The 19,425-nt window shown below is 71.1% G+C and carries 20 protein-coding genes; 12 read left to right on the forward strand and 8 right to left on the reverse strand.

Annotated elements, in window-relative coordinates:
* Positions 1 to 17 precede the first annotated feature (17 nt).
* Genes LCI23_RS01135 through LCI23_RS01145 form a run of 3 tightly spaced genes read left to right on the forward strand, consistent with a single transcriptional unit; the run spans position 18 to position 3,201 of the window.
* Positions 18 to 833, forward strand: a complete 816-nt coding sequence (locus LCI23_RS01135) for a DUF4198 domain-containing protein (protein ID WP_224942657.1) — start codon at positions 18 to 20, stop codon at positions 831 to 833.
* Positions 834 to 841: 8 nt separating this feature from the next.
* Complete coding sequence (locus tag LCI23_RS01140; RefSeq protein WP_224942666.1) at positions 842 to 1,846, forward strand: FAD:protein FMN transferase; 1,005 nt, start codon at positions 842 to 844, stop codon at positions 1,844 to 1,846.
* On the forward strand, positions 1,843 to 3,201 hold the full coding sequence (locus LCI23_RS01145; RefSeq protein WP_224942668.1) for a sulfite reductase subunit alpha: 1,359 nt from the start codon (positions 1,843 to 1,845) through the stop codon (positions 3,199 to 3,201). Before LCI23_RS01140 ends, LCI23_RS01145 begins: the two co-directional genes overlap by 4 nt.
* 57 nt (positions 3,202 to 3,258) lie before the next feature.
* On the opposite strand, the gene LCI23_RS01150 is transcribed toward LCI23_RS01145, so the two are convergent.
* Positions 3,259 to 3,660, reverse strand: coding sequence for a KGG domain-containing protein (locus LCI23_RS01150; RefSeq protein WP_224942669.1), 402 nt, complete (start codon positions 3,658 to 3,660; stop codon positions 3,259 to 3,261).
* Between the two features lie 270 nt (positions 3,661 to 3,930).
* On the opposite strand from LCI23_RS01150, the gene LCI23_RS20655 reads away from it, so the two are divergent.
* From LCI23_RS20655 to LCI23_RS01175, 5 genes are all read left to right on the forward strand, one after another.
* On the forward strand, positions 3,931 to 5,607 hold the full coding sequence (locus LCI23_RS20655) for an ATP-binding protein (protein WP_224942670.1): 1,677 nt from the start codon (positions 3,931 to 3,933) through the stop codon (positions 5,605 to 5,607).
* A complete protein-coding gene (locus LCI23_RS01160; protein WP_224942671.1) occupies positions 5,604 to 6,284 on the forward strand; it encodes a response regulator in 681 nt (226 codons plus the stop codon). Before LCI23_RS20655 ends, LCI23_RS01160 begins: the two co-directional genes overlap by 4 nt.
* A gap of 88 nt (positions 6,285 to 6,372) precedes the next feature.
* Positions 6,373 to 6,876: a hypothetical protein gene (locus LCI23_RS01165; RefSeq protein ID WP_224942672.1), complete on the forward strand. Its 504-nt coding sequence runs from the start codon at positions 6,373 to 6,375 to the stop codon at positions 6,874 to 6,876.
* A 133-nt stretch (positions 6,877 to 7,009) separates the two neighbouring features.
* Positions 7,010 to 7,207 carry an oxidoreductase-like domain-containing protein gene (locus tag LCI23_RS01170; protein ID WP_224942673.1) on the forward strand — a complete coding sequence of 66 codons (198 nt, stop codon included), beginning with the start codon at positions 7,010 to 7,012 and terminating at the stop codon, positions 7,205 to 7,207.
* 79 nt (positions 7,208 to 7,286) lie between these two features.
* Positions 7,287 to 7,751 carry a DUF421 domain-containing protein gene (locus LCI23_RS01175; RefSeq protein WP_224942674.1) on the forward strand — a complete coding sequence of 155 codons (465 nt, stop codon included), beginning with the start codon at positions 7,287 to 7,289 and terminating at the stop codon, positions 7,749 to 7,751.
* Positions 7,752 to 7,783: 32 nt separating this feature from the next.
* Here LCI23_RS01175 and gluQRS read toward each other — a convergent pair whose 3' ends face one another.
* Together gluQRS and LCI23_RS01185 are read right to left on the reverse strand one after the other, a co-directional pair.
* On the reverse strand, positions 7,784 to 8,707 hold the full coding sequence (gene gluQRS / locus LCI23_RS01180; protein ID WP_224942676.1) for a tRNA glutamyl-Q(34) synthetase GluQRS: 924 nt from the start codon (positions 8,705 to 8,707) through the stop codon (positions 7,784 to 7,786).
* A 47-nt stretch (positions 8,708 to 8,754) separates the two neighbouring features.
* Positions 8,755 to 9,243 carry a nuclear transport factor 2 family protein gene (locus tag LCI23_RS01185; protein WP_224942677.1) on the reverse strand — a complete coding sequence of 163 codons (489 nt, stop codon included), beginning with the start codon at positions 9,241 to 9,243 and terminating at the stop codon, positions 8,755 to 8,757.
* Positions 9,244 to 9,383: 140 nt separating this feature from the next.
* Between LCI23_RS01185 and LCI23_RS01190 the strand changes: the two genes are divergently transcribed.
* The 4 genes from LCI23_RS01190 to LCI23_RS01205 all read left to right on the forward strand — a co-directional run bounded on the left by LCI23_RS01190 (position 9,384) and on the right by LCI23_RS01205 (position 13,632).
* Positions 9,384 to 10,100, forward strand: a complete 717-nt coding sequence (locus LCI23_RS01190) for a response regulator transcription factor (protein ID WP_224942678.1) — start codon at positions 9,384 to 9,386, stop codon at positions 10,098 to 10,100.
* A complete protein-coding gene (locus LCI23_RS01195) occupies positions 10,087 to 11,349 on the forward strand; it encodes a HAMP domain-containing sensor histidine kinase (protein WP_224942679.1) in 1,263 nt (420 codons plus the stop codon). Before LCI23_RS01190 ends, LCI23_RS01195 begins: the two co-directional genes overlap by 14 nt.
* 66 nt (positions 11,350 to 11,415) lie before the next feature.
* Positions 11,416 to 13,053 (forward strand): phosphoethanolamine transferase, encoded by a 1,638-nt coding sequence (locus LCI23_RS01200; protein WP_224942683.1) that lies wholly within the window; start codon positions 11,416 to 11,418, stop codon positions 13,051 to 13,053.
* A 120-nt stretch (positions 13,054 to 13,173) separates the two neighbouring features.
* Complete coding sequence (locus LCI23_RS01205) at positions 13,174 to 13,632, forward strand: phosphatase PAP2 family protein (protein ID WP_224942685.1); 459 nt, start codon at positions 13,174 to 13,176, stop codon at positions 13,630 to 13,632.
* Here the strand turns inward: LCI23_RS01205 and rnk are convergent.
* The 5 genes from rnk to paoA all read right to left on the reverse strand — a co-directional run bounded on the left by rnk (position 13,577) and on the right by paoA (position 19,285).
* A complete protein-coding gene (gene rnk, locus LCI23_RS01210) occupies positions 13,577 to 13,984 on the reverse strand; it encodes a nucleoside diphosphate kinase regulator (RefSeq protein ID WP_224942687.1) in 408 nt (135 codons plus the stop codon). The two genes, LCI23_RS01205 and rnk, sit on opposite strands and share 56 nt — an antisense overlap.
* Positions 13,985 to 14,337: 353 nt before the next feature.
* Entirely contained in the window at positions 14,338 to 15,282 is a 945-nt protein-coding gene (locus LCI23_RS01215; protein WP_224942689.1) for a hypothetical protein, read from the reverse strand.
* Positions 15,283 to 15,374: 92 nt separating this feature from the next.
* Positions 15,375 to 17,633, reverse strand: coding sequence for a xanthine dehydrogenase family protein molybdopterin-binding subunit (locus LCI23_RS01220; protein WP_224942691.1), 2,259 nt, complete (start codon positions 17,631 to 17,633; stop codon positions 15,375 to 15,377).
* 15 nt (positions 17,634 to 17,648) lie between these two features.
* Positions 17,649 to 18,611 carry a xanthine dehydrogenase family protein subunit M gene (locus LCI23_RS01225; protein ID WP_224942693.1) on the reverse strand — a complete coding sequence of 321 codons (963 nt, stop codon included), beginning with the start codon at positions 18,609 to 18,611 and terminating at the stop codon, positions 17,649 to 17,651.
* Positions 18,608 to 19,285 (reverse strand): aldehyde dehydrogenase iron-sulfur subunit PaoA, encoded by a 678-nt coding sequence (gene paoA, locus LCI23_RS01230; RefSeq protein WP_224942695.1) that lies wholly within the window; start codon positions 19,283 to 19,285, stop codon positions 18,608 to 18,610. The genes LCI23_RS01225 and paoA overlap by 4 nt, the downstream gene beginning before the upstream one ends.
* Between the last annotated feature and the right edge of the window lie 140 nt (positions 19,286 to 19,425).

Genomic DNA, 19,425 nt, shown 5'->3' on the forward strand with positions numbered 1-19,425 from the left:
CGTCCGGAGACCCCACGATGAAGCACCTCGCCAAGAAGTCCGTCCTGCTGCTGGCCCTGGCCAGCCTGTCCTTCGCCGCCAGCGCCCACCGCGGCTGGATGCTGCCCTCCGCTTCCTTCGTCGAGAAGGAAGAAGCCTGGGTCACCATCGACGGCGCCATCTCGGAAGGCCTGTTCGAGTTCGACCACGTGCCGCTGCGCATGGACGGCGTGACCGTCACCGGCCCGGATGGCGTCACCGCCCCGGCCCCGGTCGCCGTGCTGGGCAAGCTGCGCAGCACCCTCGACCTGCGCCTGCCGCAGGACGGCACCTACCGCATCGCGATGGTGTCGAACAACGTCATGGGCAGCTACAAGGTCGGCGGCGAGACCAGGCGCTTCCGCGGCACCGAGCAAAGCGTGGCCAAGGAGATCCCGGCCGGGGCCACCGACGTCCAGCAATCCACGACCCACACCCGCATGGAGACCTTCGTCTCGGCCAACAAGCTGTCGAACGGCGCATTGAAGCCGAGCGGCCAGGGCCTGGAGCTGGTGCCGATCACCCACCCGAACGACCTGCGCGCGGGCGAGCCGGCGAAGTTCCGCTTCCAGCTGGACGGCAAGCCGCTCGCCAACTTCCCCTTCAGCATGGTGCCCGCCGGGGTCAAGTACCGCGGCACGATCAACGAGATCCGCCTCAGCACCGACGCCAAGGGCGAAGCCAGCTTCACCCTGCCGGCGCCGAACCGCTACTGGCTGAGCGCCAAGTATCCGGTGGACCAGGGCAAGGGACCGGGCGAACCAGGCTCGCGCCGCTACGCCTATTCCGCCACCTTCGAGATCCTGCCGGAATAAGGGGAGCGATGCGCGCCGTCCTGGTTCCCCACGCGATCGACCTGGCCCTGCCCCCGGCGGGCAGCACGCTGCGCCGGGCCACGGGCCGGTCCATGGGGACGGGCTGGTCGGCCAGCATGCTGGTCCCGCCCGGCCAGCAGGCGGACCTGGCCGGCGCGCTGCAGCGCGAACTGGACGAGATCGTCGCGCAGATGAGCCACTGGGAAACCGGTTCCCTGCTCTCGCGCTACAACCGCGCGCCCGGCGGCAGCTGGCACCCGCTGCCGCCGCAGTTCCACGAAGTGATGGAAGTGGCCCTGCAGGTGCATGCCGACACGGACGGCGCCTACGATCCGGCCGCCGGCGCCCTGGTGGCCATGTGGGGCTTCGGCGCGCACAGGCGCCACGACGCGCCGGACTTCCAGCCGCCGCAGGAGCGGGACCTGGCCAGCGCCCTGGCGCGCCGCGCCGCCAATACGCCGCGCCTGGAGCGTGCCGGGCGCCGCCTGCTGCAGCCGGGCGGCGTGCAGCTCGACCTGTCCGCGATCGCCAAGGGCTATGGCGTGGACCGCCTCGCCCTGTGCCTGGAACGGCACGGCGTGCATCACTACCTGCTCGAAGTCGGCGGCGAACTGCGCGGCGCCGGCATGAAGCCGGACGGCGAACCGTGGTGGGTCGAGATCGAGGGCGTGCCGGATGGCGCCGCGCCGCAGGCCGTGGTGGCCCTGCATGGCCTGGCGATCGCCACCTCGGGCGACTACCGTAACCATTTCACCCACGGCGGCCGGCGCCTGGCGCACACGCTCGACCCGCGCAGCGGCCGCCCGCTGGACAACGGGGTCGCGTCCTGCACGGTGGTCGCCGACCGCTGCATGGTGGCGGACGCCCTGTCCACCGCGCTGACGGTGATGGGTCCTGGCGCCGGCATTGCCTTTGCCGACGCGCGCGGGATCGCGGCGCGCTACCTGGTGCGCGGCAGCGGCGGCGTCCTGGTGGAACACCCCTCGGCCGCCTGGCGCGCCCTGCTCCAATGATGCTGGCGGCATTCAGCACCGACCCGCTGCGCTGGGGCAGCGCGCTGGCCCTGTGCGGCGGCTACCTGGCCATGTGCCTGGCGATCTGGCGCGCCCGGGCGCCGCGCGCGACGCCGCAGCCCGGGTCGGGCGAGGCCGACTGGCTGGTGGTCTACGCCAGCCAGACCGGCAGCGCCGAGTACCTGGCCGGCCAGAGCGCCGCCACCCTGCGCACCGGCGGCCTGCCGGCGCGCGCGGTCTGCATGTCGGACCTGGCGGACAACATGCTGGCGCGCGCCACGCGCGTGCTGTTCATCGCCAGCACCTATGGCGAAGGCGATGCGCCGGACAGCGCCGCGCGCTTCGCCGGCGCCACCATGGCCGGCGCACCCGACCTGGCGCACCTGCACTATGCGGTGCTGGCGCTGGGCGACAGCAGCTACACGCGGTATTGCGGCTTCGGCCGCGCCCTCGACGGCTGGCTGGCGGCGCGCGGCGCCACGCCCCTGTTCGAGCGCATCGACGTCGACCGCGGCGACCCGGCCGCGCTGACGGCGTGGCAGCAGCACCTCGGACGCCTGGCCGGCACCAGCGACGCGCCCGACTGGGAAGCACCCGCCTACGGCGACTGGCGCATCCTGGAGCGCACCGTGCTCAATCCCGGCAGCGCCGGTGCGCCGCTGCTGCGCATCGCGCTGGCACCGCGCGCAGGCGCGCTGCCGCAATGGGAAGCGGGCGACCTGGCCCAGGTGAGCGTGCCGGCGGACCCGGACCACCCGCGCGAATACTCGATCGCCTCGTTGCCGCCCGAGGGCCGGCTGGAACTGCTGGTGCGCCTGCAGCGGCGGCCTGACGGCAGTCCTGGCGCGGCCTCGGGCTGGCTATGCCAGGGCGCCACGCCGGAAGACAGGATTTCATTACGGATCCGCGCGCACGCGCGCTTCCGCCTGGACGGCAATGCCGCGCGGCCGCTGGTCGCGATCGGCAACGGCAGCGGCCTGGCCGGCCTGCGCGCGCTGCTCAAGGCCCGCATCGATCAGGGCAAGGGCGACAACTGGCTGCTGTTCGGCGAGCGCAACGCCGCCCACGACTTCGTGTGCCGCGAGGAGCTGCAGGGCTGGCTGGCGGCGGGCGCGCTGGCGCGCCTGGACCTGGCCTTCTCGCGCGATGGCGGACCGGCCCCGTACGTGCAACACAGGCTGCGCGAACAGGCGCAGGAACTGCGCCGCTGGGTAGCGAATGGCGCCGCGATCTACGTCTGCGGCAGCCTGCAAGGGATGGCGGGCGGCGTGCACGAGGCGCTGCTGGAGATCCTCGGCGCGGACGGCCTCGACGCGCTCAGCGCCGAAGGCCGCTACCGCCGCGACGTGTATTGAACTTGCCAAAGGGCGTGGCGCGCAGCCAGCAAGCGCACCCACGCCCCGCACCGGGCCTCAGCCCTTGTCGTTCTTGTGGCTCTGCGAGCCAGCCCGCGCATGCTGCTCGGGCGTGCCGCCGCGGGTGCCGCCGCTGCTGGCCTGGTTGCCGCCCTGGCCCTGGCCGCGCTGGCCGCCGCTCTGCTGGCTGCCGCCACCGCCGCCGCCATGGCTCATCGAGCCGGCACGGCGCGCTTCTTCCGAGTCGAACTCGTGCGCATTGCCCGAGGCGTGCGCGGCACGGCCGCCTTCGGAAGCGATTTCACGCTGCCGCTGCGGATCCATCGAAGCGAAACCACGGTTGCTGGTATCGCCGCTCTGCTTGCTGCCGCCCTGGTTGCCGGACTGCTTACTGGACTGGTTGGACTGATTGCTGCCCTGGTTACCGCCCTGGTTGCCGGTTTGCTTGTTCGATGCCATAGTTGCCTCCTGTTCATTGTTGAATGACCAGCCGGAAGTGGCTGAGACAGGGTCATCCTAACCAAGCCCTCCGCAGCACACCACGGACTTTCAGCTAACGCTTTGTAGGACAATACCTTGCCACGGCCAACGAATTTACTGGCATTCAGTGAGTAATTACCTGTGAAAGTGTTTTAACATTCGATGCCGTGGTAGAACAGATTCGACGCTGGATGGCAATAATTAGAACAAATTGATTTACACCATGTAGTCCTGGACTGACCTCCTATTGTGAAATTTTCCATTGGCCATCGTCTCTTCCTGTCGGTCCTGCTTGCCATCCTCGCGGTGGCAGCCAGCGCCGTTTACCTGCTGCGCCAGAACGTGCTGGCCAGTTTCGGCGACTACGCGGTCGGCATCGAACTCGACCGTCTCGACGAATTGTCGGGCGCCCTCGCCGCGCGTTACCGCGATGCGGGCGGCTGGACCTTCCTGCCCGCCGCCGATGCCAGGCGCGGCTGGATCGCGGCCGAGCTGGCGCGCCTGCAGGAGGCACGCCAGCGCCGTGTGCCGGCCCCGCCTGCCGTGCCTGTCGTGCCTGCCGCCCCGCAGGCGCCGGCGGCCGCTGCGGCGCCGCAGCTGTCCTCGCCGGCCAACGCGCATACGGGCCGCGCGGTGCGGGGAGTGGCGCAGCCTGACATCCGCCATGCCCTGTCGTTTGCGCCACCTGCTCCACCGGCGCCGCCCGCGCCCTCCGTGCCGCCAGCCCCGCCCGCGCCCCCGGCGCTCCTGCCGCCCCTGCCCTTCGCTCCAGCGCCGCCATCCGCCCCGGCCGACGCTGCCGACACTGCCGGCGCTTCGCTCGCGCAGCGCGTCACCCTGCTCGATGCCAGGGGCGCCTACCTCGCGGGCCGCGCGCTGCCGCCGGAGGGCGCCTTGCCACTGGCGCGCCGCCCCATCGTGCTCGATGGGCGCACGCTGGGCTACCTGGGCGTGACCCGCAGCCCGCGGCCGAGCGACGCCATGGCGCTCGCCTTCCTCGAGCAGCTGCGCAGCAGCTTGGCCCTGATCGTGGCCGTGGCGGTGACCCTGAGCGCGCTGGCCGCGGTGCTGCTGGCGCGCCACTTCCGCCAGCCGATCGCGCGCCTTGCCGCCGGTGCCGGCGCCCTGGCGCAGGGCGACTTCACGGTGCGGCTGACCGATACCCGCAGCGACGAACTGGGCGAGCTGGCCCGTCACTTCAACGCGCTCGCCGAACAGCTCGGCCGCGCCGAGGGCGCGCGCCGCCAGTGGGTGGCCGACACCTCGCACGAGCTGCGCACCCCGCTGGCCGTGCTGCGCGCGCAGCTCGAAGCGCTGCAAGACGGCGTGCGCAGCGCCACCCCGGACACGCTGGCGGCGATGCTGCGCCAGGTACTGAGCCTGAACAAGCTGATCGACGAACTGTATGCGCTGGCGCGCGCCGACGTCGGCGCCCTCGACTGCAAGCCGGTCGCGCTCGACCTGTGGCGCTTCGCCACCGCCCACGCGCAGGGCTTCGTCACGCGCCTGCAGGGCGCCGGGCTGGCGCTGGAACTGGGCGCGCCGCCCGATGCCGGCCCGGTGCTCGCCGACCCCGACCGTCTGCGCCAGGTGCTCGACAACCTGTTCGAGAACAGCCTGCGCTATACGGCGCCGGGCGGACGCCTGCGCCTGCAGGCACAGGCCGGATCCGGACATCTGCACCTGGTGCTCGACGACAGCGCGCCCGGCGTGCCCGATGCCGCGCTGGCGCGCCTGGGCGAGCGCTTCTACCGTGTCGACGCCTCGCGCAGCCGCGCCCATGGCGGTGCCGGCCTCGGCCTGGCACTGTGCCGCCGCCTGCTCGAGGCGCAGGGCGGGCGGCTGGACTTCGCCCACTCGGCCCTGGGCGGCCTGCGCGCGACCCTCGCGCTGCCGCTGGCCGCGCAAGAAGGCCCACGCGCATGAGCCAGACCATCCTGATCGTCGAGGACGAAGCGGAACTGGGCGCGCTGGTGGCCGACTATGCGCGCGCGGCCGGCTACACGGCGCGGGTGATCGGCGACGGCCGCGCGGCGCTGGCGGCGATCCGGGACGAGCCGCCCGCGCTGGTCGTGCTCGACCTGATGCTGCCCGGCATGGACGGCCTGGCCCTGTGCCGCGCGCTGCGCGCGCGCAGTGCGCTGCCGGTCATCATGGTGACCGCGCGCGTGGAGGAAATCGACCGCCTGCTCGGACTCGAGGCCGGCGCCGACGACTACCTGTGCAAACCCTTCAGCCCGCGCGAGCTGATCGCTCGCATCAAGGCCATCCTGCGCCGCGCGGGGAGCGCGGCGTCCGCCCCTTCCCCTGTCCCTGCCGCTGCCCTGCTGGTCGACGAGGCGGCGCGCCGGATCCTGGTGCATGGCCAGCCGCTCGACCTGACGCCGAGCGAGTTCGCGATCCTGGCCGCGCTGGCGCGCCGCCCGGGCCAGGTCTTTTCGCGCGCCCAGCTGCTCGACTGCGCCCGCGCCGACAGCCTGGATGCGACCGACCGCGCCATCGACAGCCACGTCAAGAATTTGCGGCGCAAGCTCGATGCCGCCGCGCCCGGGCTGGACGCGATCCGCTCGATCTATGGCCTCGGCTACCGCTACGACCTGTAGCGGCGGCGCTCCACGTTTTCTCCATATTTGGGGGGCATGATGCATCCATGGCCCGCCGCCGGCGCGGGCCGCAGCCAAGGAGACCACCATGCACCGCAACCAGATCTCACGCAAGCCCGTCCTGACCGTCCTGGCCACCCTGGCCCTGCTGGGAGGGAGCACGCCCGGCGCCCAGGCCGGCGTGTTCGTCCACGTCACCTGCACCGCGACCGTGAACGGGAACTGCCCGCCGCCGCCGGCCCCGCCAGCTCCGCCGGCACCGCCCGCTCCATCCGCGATCCCGGCGCCTCCGGCCCCGCCGGCAGCGCCGGCGGGGCGGCGCGCACGGCACGCACCGGCCCTGCCCGCGCTGCCCCCATTGCCCGCGCTCCCCGCGATGCCTGCCATCCCTGCGCTGCCCGCCATGCCACCGGCACCGCCCGCCCCGCCACCGCTGCCGGAAGTGCCCGAGGCGGCCCACGCGGCCTGCGCCGGCAAGCCCGAAGGCAGCCGACTCACCCACGTCCTGGGCGAGGACGAAACCATGGACGGCGTATGCGGCCGCGCAGGGGGCAGGCCGGTATTCCAGCTGCACACCTACCGGCGCGGCTAGCGAGGCGCAGCGGGGCGCGGCTCGACGCAGGGGCCTGGATCATTTATTCTCGTACCATGAACACGCCCGACGTCCCCCTGGGGCGGCTGCAGGTGAACCGCGCCAAGGGCCTGCTGACCCGCGAGGACTAGCCGTGCCCCACCCGCCTGTACCCGCCCGCCCTGTCCCGCCGCTTGCGCCGGAGCTCGAGGATTGCTGCCGCAGCGGCTGCGTGCCCTGCGTGTTCGACCTCTACGAAGACGCGCTGGCGCGCTACCAGGAGGCGCTGGCCGCCTGGGAAGCCGCGCAGCCGCCCGGCTCCCCGCCCTGCCTGCCCTCTCCGTCCGGGTGAGCCCGCGGGCGCACGCTTGAAACCAGGATGTTGACGATTTGATTACAATGGTCCGGTCGGTGTCATTCACGGAGTGGATATGTTCGACATGGATTTGCCCTGGTGGGAATTTATCGTACGCGGCCTGGCCGTCTACCTGCTGCTGCTGGTCATGGTGCGCCTGTCCGGGCACCGCACCGTGGGCCAGTTCACGCCCTTCGACCTGCTGGTCGTGATGCTGCTGTCCGAGGCGGTCTCGAACTCGCTGAACGGCGGCGACCATTCCCTTGTCGGCGGCCTGATCGCCGCGGCCACCCTGGTGGCCATCAATTCCCTGGTGGCCCTGGCCAGTTCGCGCAGCGCGCGCTTCGAGAAGTTCGTCGACGGCAGCGCAGTGCTCATCGGGCGCGACGGCGTGTTCTTCGAGAAGACGGTACGGCGCTGCCGCCTGTCCGAGTCCGACCTCGAGGAAGCCTTGCGCGAGCACGACTGCCCACGCCCCGAAATGAAGTGCGCCTTCCTGGAAGCGGACGGCAAGATCAGCATCCTGCGCAACCCGCAATAAGGCAGCGGCCGCGGGCGGATCGCGCCGCGTCCTCAGGCCAGCGCAGCCCCCGGCCGCGCCGCCAGCAACCGGCGCCAGGCCGGTAGCGCCGCGTCCCAGAACGCCGCCAGCGATGCCGGCCGGCCGAGTCGCGGCTCCAGCTCCAGTTGCAGGAAACGCGCGGCCTGCAGCAGCGCTTCCACCGCCCCTGCCTCGTCGCCCGGGGCCAGCGCCAGCGCGCCGGTCTGCTTGGACAGTTTTTCGCCCTCGGCATTGCGCACCACCGGCACGTGCAGGTAGCGCGGGGTCGGCACCCCGAGCACGCGCTGCAGGAAGATCTGGCGTGGCGTCGAGTCGAGCAGGTCGGCACCGCGTACCACGTCGGTGACGCCTTGTTCCGCATCGTCCACCACCACCGCCAGCTGGTAGGCCCAGAAGCCGTCGGCACGCTTCAGCACGAAGTCGCCCGACTCGGCCGCCAGGCGCTGGCTCACGTCGCCCGCGAAGCGGTCGGTGAAGCCGACCACGTCGTAACCCGGGTCCGGCACCCGCAGGCGCAGGCTGCGCATGGCGCGTCCTTGCGGCAGCCCATGGCGGCAGGTGCCCGGATAGATGGCGGCGCCGTCGGGTGCGAAGCCGAGGCGCGAGTCGGCGATCTCGCGCCGGTTGCAGCCGCAGGGATAGGTGTGGGCGGCGATGCGCTCGGCCGCCGCCTGGTACAGGTGCTTGCGCCGGCTTTGCCACACGACCTCGCCGTCAGCCCGCATGCCCAGCCGTTCGAGCAGGGCCAGGATGGCTTCGGCCGCGCCGGGCACGCTGCGGCCCTCGTCGATGTCTTCGATGCGCACCAGCCAGCGGCCGTGGTGCGCCCGCGCGTCGAGATAGCTGGCCAGGGCCGCGACCAGCGAGCCCGCGTGCAGCGGGCCGGTCGGGGACGGCGCGAACCGGCCGACGTAGGGAGGATTCAGGTGCATCATGGGTGGATGATACCCGCAGCGCGCACGGTGCGTGGCGGGCCGGCGCGCTACTTTCCGGTGGCGATCAGCTTCGTCACCTGCCCCGCCACCTCGTTCGGTACCGCCATCGACAGCTGGTAGTGCACGATCTCGAAGCCGGTGGCGGTCTTGCGGATCACGCCGCTGGCCATGCAGGGGCCCATGTTCGGGGTGTCGAGCAGTTCGTCGAACCAGATCAGCGACTTGTCCGCCGAGGCGTAGACGTTGCGGCGGGTGGCCTTGAAGCTCCAGGCCGACTTGCGTTCGAAGTACTTCCTGGCCCAGGCCTTGAACGCGTCGCGCTGCCACAGTTCAGTGCGGTCGGTGCCGATGTAGACGCCGTCCGCGGCGATCTTGTCGAAATACGCCATGCGCGCGTGGGCGGCGTCGTCGTGCCATGCGTCGACGAAGGCGTTCACCTGGCTGGCCAGGGCGGGATCGGCGGGGGCGGCCCGGGCGGTGTTGAGCATGCCCAGGAAACCCAGGCAAAGGATGGCGGCGGCAAGGAGTCGTGGCATGGCGGCTTTCGGTAGCGGTCGGGAAGGCTTCAATGCGAAGCGCGTGGAAACCTGTTTACGATAATGCAAGCCTGTCCGTTTGCCAACGCCGCCGGACCGATGGATGGCTGAACACGGCAGCTGTGCACTAGAATAGGCGGATGCGCATCCTGATCGTCGAAGACCACCCTGACATCCTCGCCAACCTCTACGGTTTCCTGGAACCGCGCGGCCACCAGCTCGATTCGGCCCGCAACGGCTATGGCGGACTGGCGCTGGCGTCCGAGCACGACTACGATGTGATCGTGCTGGACGTCATGCTGCCCGGCCTGAGCGGCCTGGAACTGTGCCACAAGCTGCGCACCGAACTCGGCAAGCCAACCCCGGTGCTGATGCTTACCGCCCGCGACAGCCTGAGCGACAAGGTGGCCGGCTTCGACAGCGGCGCCGACGACTACCTGGTCAAGCCCTTCTCGCTGGTCGAACTCGAAGTGCGCCTCAAGGCGCTGGTGCGGCGCGCGGCATCGGCCCACGCGCTGCATGCCACCCTGCGCTTCGGCGAATTGCGCTACGACCCCGAGATGCAGGAAGCCAGCCGCGCCGGCGTGCCGGTGCAGCTCACCCGCACCGGCTACACGCTGCTGCGCTGCCTGCTGGCGGCGGCGCCGCGCATCGTCAGCCGCGAGACGCTCGAACAGGCCGTGTGGGGCGACGACCGTCCCGACAGCGACGCCCTGCGCACCCACATCCACGCCTTGCGCCAGGCGCTCGACAAGCCCTTCGCCACACCGATGCTGCAGACCGTCGCCGGCGTCGGCTACCGCCTGGTGCAGCCGGAACCGGACCCTCGCCCGGCCGAGCGCGATGCGCCGCGCTGACTCGCTGAAGCGGCGCATCGTCATCGCCTTTGTCCTGTTCGGACTGGGCGCCTCCGCCCTGTTCGCCGCGATCGCGGCGATCGCGGTGGAAGGCATCGAGGTACAGCTGGTCGACAAGCGGCTCGAGGCCGCCGTGGCCTGGGCCGCGCCGCGCCACACCGCCGGCCTGGACGTGGACATGCCGGCCGGCCTGCGCTTCCAGCGCGGCGCGGCGATTCCCGCCCCGCTGCGCGGCCTGGCCGACGGCGTGCACAAGGTCGACGTTGGTCCCACCCGCCTGCACGTGCTGGCCGGGCACGACGCGCAGGGCGGCTGGGTACTGGTCGACCATGAAAGCGACTATGACAAGATCGAGCTGGTGGTGTACTCGATGTTCGCCGCCGTGTTCGTCGGCTTCATGCTGCTGGCCACGCTGCTGGGCGGCTTCCTCGGCACGCGCGTGGTGACGCCGATCCGCGAACTGGCGCAGGCGGTCGGCCAGGACAGCGTCCCGCCGGCCCTGACCGGGCGCAAGGACGAACTGGGGGTGCTGGCCCGCGCGCTGCAGGCCCACACCGCGGAGCTGCGCGCCTTCCTCGACCGCGAACGCTACTTCACCGGCGACGTCAGCCACGAGCTGCGCAGCCCGCTGACCGTCATCATGGGCGCCGCCGAGATCCTGCTGCAGGACGCCCCGCCCGCACTGCGCGCCCCGGCCGAGCGCATCTACCGCGCCGCCCGCGAAGCGGCGGAATGCGTCACCGTGCTGCTGTTGCTGGCGCGCTCCCCCGAACTGGGGAGCCAGGCTCCGGTCGACCTGGCCAGGGTCGCGCGCGACGAAGCGGACAAGTACCGTTCGCTGGTGGCCGGCAAGCCGGTCGCGCTGCGCTTCGAAGAGAGTGCGGCGCTGGCGGTGCGCGCGCCGCGCGAGCTGTGCGCGGCCGCGATCGGCAACCTGGTGCGCAATGCCTGCCAGTACACCGACGCCGGCGAGGTCGTGCTGCGGGTGCTGCCCGGCCGGGTCGTCGTCGAAGACACCGGGCCCGGCCTGCCGCCCGCCGTCGTCGCCACCCTGGGCAGCGGCGGCGGCGTGCCGTCCAGCGGGTCCGGCGGCACCGGCCTCGGGCTGGCGCTGGCGCGCCGCATCTGCGACTTCCTCGGCGCCAGCTTCGCCTACGAAGCCCGGGCCGAAGGCGGCAGCCGCTTCACCATCGGCTTCGCGCCGGATCCGGGTTCACGCCGGCCTAACGTCCCGCTGACGGGGGGCTGACGCCGCGCTTCGTATCCTTGCCAGGACTGCCGCCATTCCGGCTGCGCGCCCTGAAACGATACCGAAGTGCACAAGCTCTCCTCGCCGCGCATCAGCGCCAACCTGCTGGTCTTTGCCGTCTCCCTGCTGCTGGCCAGCGCCGCCAACATCAACTTCTGGTCGGCCTTCATCCACGCTGTCGGCGGCGTTTCGCTGGCCCGCCTGCCGCTGCTGGCGGGCAGTTTCGCCATCGTGCTGCTGCTGTTCCACGCGCTCCTGACCCCGTTCAGCTTCCGCTTCGTCGCCAAGCCGGCACTGATCGCCTTCCTCCTGATCGCCTCCGCCTCGGCGTGGTTCATCAACGAATACGGCATCCTGATCGACCGGACCATGATCCAGAACATGGCCGAGACCGACCTGCGCGAGGCGGGCGAGCTGCTGAACTGGCGCCTGGCCGCCTTTGTCGCGCTGACCGCCGGCCTGCCTTCGCTGCTGGTGGCGCGGGTGCAGGTCCGGTTTCCTTCGGGGGCGCGCGGTCTGGCGCAGCGGGCCGGCATCGCCGCCGGCGCGCTGGCCGCGGCCGTCATCCTGCTGGTGCTGCTGTTCAAGACCCTGGCGCCGGCCGTGCGCGAGCATCGCGAACTGCGCTACCTGCTCACGCCGACCAACGTGGTGCAGGCGCTGAATGGCTACCTGCGCCAGCGCTGGAGCAAGCCCACGCCCTTGACCCCGATCGGCCGCGACGCCGTCAAGGGCAGCCGCTGGGCCGGCCAGGCGCGCCGCACGGTGACCGTGATCGTGGTCGGCGAGACCGCGCGCGCCGCCAACTTCTCGCTGGACGGCTATGTGCGTCCGACCAATCCGCTACTGGCGCGCGAACCGGGATTGATCAACTTCACCCGGGTCCGCTCCTGCGGCACCGCCACCGCGGTGTCGGTGCCCTGCGTATTCTCCGCCCTCACCCGCGAGCACTACGACGACAGTAGCGCCGTCAACCAGGAAGGCCTGCTCGACGTGCTCGCGCACGCGGGCTTGCGCGTGCTCTGGCGCGATAACAATTCGGGCTGCAAGGGCGTCTGCGCGCGCGTGGAATTCGCCGACCTGTCGGCGCCGGCGCCCGGCAAGCCGCATTGCAGCAGCGACGAATGCCATGACGAAGTCCTGCTCGACGGCCTGCCGGAACTGATCCGGCGTCCAGGCAAGGACCTGGTCGTCGTCCTGCACCAGAAGGGTAGCCACGGTCCGGAATATGCGAAGCGCTATCCGGTAGGCTTCGGCCGCTTCGGGCCGGTGTGCGAGACCAGCGAATTCGAGCGCTGCACGCGTGCCGCGATCGTCAACGCCTACGACAACACGATTCTCTACACCGACACCTTCCTGGCGCGCACCATCGACATGCTGCGCGCGGCAGCGCGCGACAGCGACCTCGACACCTCGCTGCTGTACTTCTCGGACCACGGCGAATCGCTCGGCGAAGGCAAGCTGTACCTGCACGGCGCGCCCTACCTGTTCGCGCCCGATGAACAGACCCATGTGCCGATGATGCTCTGGATGTCGGACGGCTTCAGCCAGCGCTTCCGCATCGACCGTGCCTGCCTGCAGGCGCGGCGCGACCAGGCGCTCTCGCACGACAACGTGTTCCACTCGGTGCTCGGCATGCTGAACATCGAGACCGCCGTCCTGAATCCCCGCCTCGACCTGTTCCATGCCTGCGTTCGCAACTGATTCCCTGCCTGCCACCGAGGCTGAAGCGGACGCCCCGGCCTGTTCATCGGCGCCGCGCTGGCCGACGCGCGCTGGCCGCAGGCGCCGCTCGACCGGCACTATGCGCGGCTGCGGCTGCGCGTGATTGCCTGGGCGGCCGTGCTGGTGCCGCTCGTTACCAGCCTGCTCAAGCAGACCAGCAACGCCTACTGTCCCTGGGACCTGGCGCGCTACGGCGGCGCCGCGCCCCATCCGCGCCTGTCCGCGTCCTTGCCGCCTGGCGTCCTGCCCGGCCATTGCCTGCCGGCCGGCCACGCCTCGAGCGCGCTGTGGCTGGTATCGCTGGTGGTGCTATGGCTGCCCGGTCCGCCACGGCGCGCGCTGCGCGCCCTCGGCCTGTGCCTGTTGCCGGGGCTGGCGCTGGGCTGGATGCAGCAGATGCGCGGAGCGCACTTCCTGAGCCATACGCTGTGGTCGGCCTGGATCGCGTGCGCCATCGTAGCCGCCCTGATCGCGCTGCTGCAGGGAGGCGAAGCGCGCCCCGCTAGCGGTGGTATTTCCCGTCGCTTTCAGGCTGGTATTCGATGCCGCGCACGGTGAGTGCGAACATGGCGCCGTCCGGCCGCTCCCAGCGGATGGTGTCGCCCACCTTCAAGCCGAGCAGTGCGGTGCCGACCGGGGTCAGGATCGACAGCTGGTCGGGCTGGCCGGCCATGTCCTTCGGATAGGTGAGCGTCATCGTCACCTCTTCCTCCGCGTCGTCGAAGGAAAAACGCACGCGCGAGTTCATGGTGACCACGTCGGGCGGGATGTCCTGGGGTTCGGCCAGGGTGGCGCGGCCCAGTTCTTCGAGCAGGGCGTCGCGCGCGGCGACTTGCGAGGCCGGCACGGCATCGAGCATGCGGTCGAGGCGGTCCATGTCCAGCCAGGACACGAGGATGGTCGGTTTCATTGTCTACTCCTGATAGGGTGCCCGCGCCATGGCGGGCGGATGGCGTACCGGCGCCAAAGGAAGCCGGCTGGCGCGATAGTCGAAGATGCGGGGCGCTCGGGAGGACGGAAAAACGCGTGCGGACGGTCCTCACCGAGCCCGGACGAGCCAGGCGAGGTTGCGCGAGGACTGCTGCACCGCTCGCGACACGGCCGCGCAATCACGCTCCACGGACGCGGCAAAGCCCCTGCCCTGGCGGCAGGCGCCCGAGTGCGGCGATGGAAAGCGTGGCGAATGCATGGGTGGACCGGTCTGGGAGCGTCTGGGTGAAATGGCGGGACTGTCAGGCCAGTATAGCCTTTCCAGCGAATCCGTCAACGGCGCGCCGCCCGTTCGCGCCCGGCGCAGGCGGCAAAGGGCAGCAGGAATGGATACAGGCCCCACACCGCGCGCCCATCGACGCGCACGCACAGGGCCGCGTACAGCGGCGGCAGCGCCATCAGGGCCAGCAGCCCCGCCAGCGGCCGCACGACAGGCGGCGCGCCGCGCCAGCCCAGCAGCGCGAGCGGCGCCACCAGCACGGCGCTGCCGGCGATCGACGCCAGCGAGCGCCAGTCGCCCAGCGCGCGCAGCACCTGGCGCCAGCCGGGCGTCCAGCGATAGGCCGGCAGCCCGGTGACCAGCCACCAGCGCACCGCGACGATCCACGCGAGCGCCGCGGCCAGCACGGCCAGGCCGGGCAGGATGGCGATGCGGCGCATCGCGACCAGCCACACCAGCAGCAGGATGTTCTCTTCGCGCACGGCGGTGCCGGCCAGGCCGGCCGCGGCCGCCAGCCAGGGCTGGCCGCTCACCACCCCGAGCACGAAGGCGGCACGCGCGCAGACCGAACCGGGATCGACCACCAGGTAGGGTGCATACCAGAAGGTCGGCAGCGAGACGATCAGCAGCAGCCCGGCCGCCACCGCCCGGCGCGGTCCGAGCCCGGCGCGCAGCACGGCGGCCGACGCCAGGCAGGCCGCCAGCGTCACCAGCAGCCAGTTGAGCATGGCGAAACCGTTGCGCAGTTCGCCGGGCAGCGCCGCCGCCAGGGCCGGCACCAGGAGCCGGTACGGGAAAGGCGCTTCCAGGCTGCTGGCCGGGAGCTCGCCGCGCAGCCAGCGCGCGGTGTCGTAATAGGCCTGCGAATCGGCCACCGTGCCGCCCCAGCGCCATACCATCACGATGCAGGACAGCAGCGCGAAGCCGGCGGCCACCTGGAGCCAGTCGAGGCGGCGCTGTGCCGGTGCGGGAGCGATGAGGGTGGCGGACTGCTTCATGCTGCGAATGCGCGGGATCGAAGCAGGCGAGGATAGCAGATGCGCAAGCGGACCGGCTCACGCATTGTCACCGCGCCGCAACCGTCCCCGCCTCACACCGACAGGGGCATGCCGCCGATCAGCTTGTCGAGCGTGATCGGGTACTCGCGCACCCGCACCCCGGTGGCGTTGTAGACCGCGTTCGCGATCGCCGCCGCCACCCCGCAGATGCCCAGCTCCGCGATGCCCTTGGCCTTCATGGGCGAGGACATCGGATCGACCTCGTCGAGGAAGATCACTTCCTGGTGCGGGATGTCGGCATGCACCGGCACCTCGTAGCCGGCCAGGTCGTGGTTGACGAAGTAGCCGAGCCGCTTGTCGACCGCCAGCTCTTCCATCAGGGCCGCGCCCGCCCCCATCGTCATGGCGCCGATCACCTGGCTGCGCGCGGTCTTGGGATTGAGGATGCGCCCGGCCGCGCACACGGCCAGCATGCGCCGGATGCGCACCTCGCAGGTCACCGCGTCCACCCCGACTTCCACGAAGTGGGCGCCGAAGGTGGACTGCTGGAAGCGCTTGTCGATATCGCCGTATTCGATCAGGTCTTCGCCGACCAGCTCGCGTCCGCCCACCGCCTCGCCGAGGGGCAGGCTGCGCTCGCCCGCGCGCACCAGGCCGTCGGCGAAGATGGCGCGCTCCGGGTCCAGCCCGGCCTGGCGCGCCACCGCTTCGCGCAGCTTCATGCAGGCCGCATACACGCCCGCCGTCGAATTGTTGCCACCCCACTGCCCGCCCGAGCCGCAGGATGCCGGGAAGCTCGAGTCGCCCAGGCGCACCCGCACCCGCTCGAGCGGCACGCCCATCATCTCGCTGGCGGTCTGCGCGATGATGGTATAGCTGCCAGTGCCGATGTCGGTCATGTCGGTTTCCACCGTCAGGATGCCGCGCCGGTCCAGGCGCACGCGGGCCGCCGACTTGGTGAGCAGGTTGTCGCGGAAGGCCGAGGCCATGCCCATGCCGACCAGCCAGCGGCCATCGCGCACCGAGGCCGGCCTGGCACTGCGGCGTTCCCAGCCGAAGCGCTGGGCGCCCGTCTGCAGGCACTGGATGAACTGGCGCTTTGAAAACGGCGGATGCGGATTGTGCTTTTCCTTTTCCGGCTTCTTCGACTGGGGATCGCTGGACGCGGGCTTTTCCGGATTGTCCGGCACCACCTGGGTATCGTTCAGGATGCGCAACTGCACCGGGTCGATGCCCAGCTTTTCCGCCATCTCGTCCATCGCGATCTCGAGCGCCGCCATGCCGGGCGCCTCGCCCGGGGCGCGCATCGCGTTCGCTTCCGGCAGGTCCATCTCGGCCACGCGGTTGGCGGTCATGCGGTGTTCGCCGGCATACAGGGCGCGGGTCTGGGTGGCGGCGTTTTCCGGCGAGCCGTCCTTCAGGTTGCCGGACCAGCTCTCGTGCGCGATCGCGGTGATTTTTCCTTCGCGCGTGGCGCCGATGCGGATGCGCTGCACCGTCGCCGAGCGGTGCGTGGTGTTGTTCGGGATGAGTGCGCGCTGCAGCGGCACCCGCACCGGCCGCCGCGCCGCTCGTGCGCCCAGCGCCGCCAGCAGCACGTCGGCGCGCAGGAACAGCTTGGAGCCGAATCCGCCGCCGATGTAGGGCGAGAGCACGCGCACCTTGTCCTTCGGGATGCCCAGGGTCTTCGCCAGGTCGCCCCTGGCCCAGGCGATCATCTGGTTCGAGGTCCAGACCGTGAGCTGGTCGCCGTCCCAGGCCGCGACGCTGGCGTGCGGCTCCATCATCATGTGCGACTCGTGGGCCGTATGGTATTCGCCGTCGTGCTGCACCGGGCTGGAGGCAAACGCGCCGGTGAAGTTGCCGACCTGGGTCTCGGCCGCCTCCTTCTTCGGCGCCACCGCCTTGTGGCGCACCGCCTGCAGGTCGTAGGCGCCCTTGTCGCGCTCGTAGCGGATGCGTACCAGGGCCGCGGCGTCGCGCGCCTGCTCGAAGGTCTCGGCCACCACCAGCGCCACCGCCTGGTGGTAATGCTGGATGCGCGGCCCGCCCAGCAGCAGCGCGGTATTGAAGTTGCCCTTGGCGAGCCTGCCCGCGTTCTGGGCGGTGACGATGGCGATCACGCCTGGAGCGGCCCTGGCGGCCGCCAGGTCGATCGACACGATGCGCCCGCTCGGGATGGCGGAGCCGATCACGTAGCCGTGCGCCTGGTTCGGCACCACGTCGTGGCGGTCCATCGCATACGGCGCGGTGCCGGTGGTCTTCAGCGGGCCGTCGATGCGGTCGACCGGCTGGCCCACCACCTTCAGCTGGTCGATCGGATTGGTGCTGGCTGGTTCGTTGAATTTCATGGCTGTCCCTTTCCCTTATGCGCGCGTGGCCGTGTTGGCGTCGGCGATGGCCGCGGCCAGGACCCGTCCTACCAGCGGCACCTTGAACGCGTTGTCCTCGGTGGTGCGGGCGCCGGCCAGCAGCGCACCGGCGACGGCCTGCGCGCCGCGCCCGAAGGCGCCGTCGGCCGCCTCGACCCGCCACGGCTTGTGGGCGACGCCGCCCAGCGCCACCCGGCCGCTGCCATCGGGCAGCACGATGGTGGCGGCCGAGACGATCGCGAAGGCGTAGGACGCCCGGTCGCGCACCTTGCGGTAGGCCTGCACCCCGCCGACCGGCGGTGGCAATGTCACCGCCGTGATCAGTTCACCCGGCTTGAGGTTGTGGTCGAGGTGCGGGGTATTGCCCGGCAGGCGGTGGAAGTCGGCGATCGGAATCACGCGCGTGGACCCGCCCGGCGCCACGGTCTCGACCTGGGCGTCGAGCACGCGCATGGCCACCGCCATGTCGCTCGGATGGGTGGCGATGCAGGCCTCGCTCTGGCCGACGACGGCGTGCAGGCGGGTGAAGCCGCCGATGGCGCTGCAGCCACTGCCGGGCTTGCGCTTGTTGCAGGGTACGTTGGTGTCGTAGAAATACGGACAGCGGGTGCGCTGCAGCAGGTTGCCGGCGGTGGTGGCCTGGTTGCGCAGCTGGCCCGAGGCGCCGGCCACCAGCGCGCGGGTCAGCACGCCGTAGTCGCGCCGCACGCGCAGGTCGGCCGCCAGGTCGCTGTTTCTCACCAGGGCGCCGATGCGCAGGCCGCCGGAAGGCAGCGGCTCGATGCGGTCGAGCGCCAGGTCGTTGACGTCGATGAGGTGGGACGGCGTCTCGATCTGCAGCTTCATCAGGTCGAGCAGGTTGGTGCCGCCGGCCACGAAACGCGCGTTCGGGTGGCGCGCTGCGGCGTCGACGGCTTCCTGCGGGGTCCTGGCCCGTTCGTAGGTAAAGGCTTTCATCGCCTGGTTCCTCCTGCCGCGGCCGGGCTGGCGATGCCGGCGACTTCGGCGATCGCTTCCTGGATGTTCGAGTAGGCGCCACAGCGGCAGATATTGCCGCTCATGCGCTCGCGCAGCTCCATGTCGCTGGCCTGCAGCGGGGCGTTCAGGTCGGCCGTCACGTGGCTGGGAGCGCCCGAACGCATCTCGTCCAGCATGCCCACCGCGGAACAGATCTGGCCCGGGGTGCAGAAGCCGCACTGGTAGCCATCGTGCTTGATGAAGGCGCGCTGCAGCGGGTGCAGGTTGGTCGGGGTGCCGAGGCCTTCGATGGTGGTGATCTCGTGGCCTTCCTGCATCACGGCCAGGGTCAGGCAGGAGGTGCTGCGGCGGCCATCGATCAGGACCGTGCAGGCGCCGCACTGGCCCTGGTCGCAGCCCTTCTTGCTGCCGGTGAGGTGCAGGCGGTCGCGCAGGGCGTCCAGCAGCGTGGTACGCGGGTCGACCATCAGCTGGTGCTCGGTGCCGTTGACCTTGAGCCGGACGTTCATGGTCGACGGCGTGGTGGAAGCGGCCGGCTGGGCGGCGGGCGCGGCCTGGGCGGACGCCGCGAGCTGCGAGGCTACCGCGACGCCGCCGACGGCGGCGGTGGACGCCTTGAGCAGCTGGCGCCGGTTGGGATCGAAGTCGGGCATCGTACTTCCTTTCTAGAGGGGTGCTGGTCTGGACGTCGATTTGACGAAAACGCGTATGCGGAACCGAATGCAGGAACATAACGCTTTTTTAATTTTCAGGGCGTGCAGTTCGTTTGGGCGCGCAGCCCGGGGACTGTAGG

This window comes from Massilia sp. MS-15 (genome assembly GCF_020176695.1).
GTDB lineage: Bacteria > Pseudomonadota > Gammaproteobacteria > Burkholderiales > Burkholderiaceae_D > Telluria > Telluria hydrophila.

Bases quoted from the DNA above. Each gene is read 5' to 3' on its own strand.
- LCI23_RS01165 (WP_224942672.1), top strand. From the start codon at position 6,373: ATGCACCGCAACCAGATCTCACGCAAGCCCGTCCTGACCGTCCTGGCC.
- LCI23_RS01150 (WP_224942669.1), bottom strand. From the start codon at position 3,660: ATGGCATCGAACAAGCAAACCGGCAACCAGGGCGGTAACCAGGGCAGC.
- LCI23_RS01175 (WP_224942674.1), top strand. From the start codon at position 7,287: ATGTTCGACATGGATTTGCCCTGGTGGGAATTTATCGTACGCGGCCTG.
- paoA (WP_224942695.1), bottom strand. From the start codon at position 19,285: ATGCCCGACTTCGATCCCAACCGGCGCCAGCTGCTCAAGGCGTCCACC.
- LCI23_RS01220 (WP_224942691.1), bottom strand. From the start codon at position 17,633: ATGAAATTCAACGAACCAGCCAGCACCAATCCGATCGACCAGCTGAAG.
- LCI23_RS01215 (WP_224942689.1), bottom strand. From the start codon at position 15,282: ATGAAGCAGTCCGCCACCCTCATCGCTCCCGCACCGGCACAGCGCCGC.
- LCI23_RS01135 (WP_224942657.1), top strand. From the start codon at position 18: ATGAAGCACCTCGCCAAGAAGTCCGTCCTGCTGCTGGCCCTGGCCAGC.
- LCI23_RS01195 (WP_224942679.1), top strand. From the start codon at position 10,087: ATGCGCCGCGCTGACTCGCTGAAGCGGCGCATCGTCATCGCCTTTGTC.
- rnk (WP_224942687.1), bottom strand. From the start codon at position 13,984: ATGAAACCGACCATCCTCGTGTCCTGGCTGGACATGGACCGCCTCGAC.
- LCI23_RS01145 (WP_224942668.1), top strand. From the start codon at position 1,843: ATGATGCTGGCGGCATTCAGCACCGACCCGCTGCGCTGGGGCAGCGCG.
- LCI23_RS01160 (WP_224942671.1), top strand. From the start codon at position 5,604: ATGAGCCAGACCATCCTGATCGTCGAGGACGAAGCGGAACTGGGCGCG.
- gluQRS (WP_224942676.1), bottom strand. From the start codon at position 8,707: ATGATGCACCTGAATCCTCCCTACGTCGGCCGGTTCGCGCCGTCCCCG.
- LCI23_RS01225 (WP_224942693.1), bottom strand. From the start codon at position 18,611: ATGAAAGCCTTTACCTACGAACGGGCCAGGACCCCGCAGGAAGCCGTC.
- LCI23_RS01140 (WP_224942666.1), top strand. From the start codon at position 842: ATGCGCGCCGTCCTGGTTCCCCACGCGATCGACCTGGCCCTGCCCCCG.
- LCI23_RS01190 (WP_224942678.1), top strand. From the start codon at position 9,384: ATGCGCATCCTGATCGTCGAAGACCACCCTGACATCCTCGCCAACCTC.
- LCI23_RS01185 (WP_224942677.1), bottom strand. From the start codon at position 9,243: ATGCCACGACTCCTTGCCGCCGCCATCCTTTGCCTGGGTTTCCTGGGC.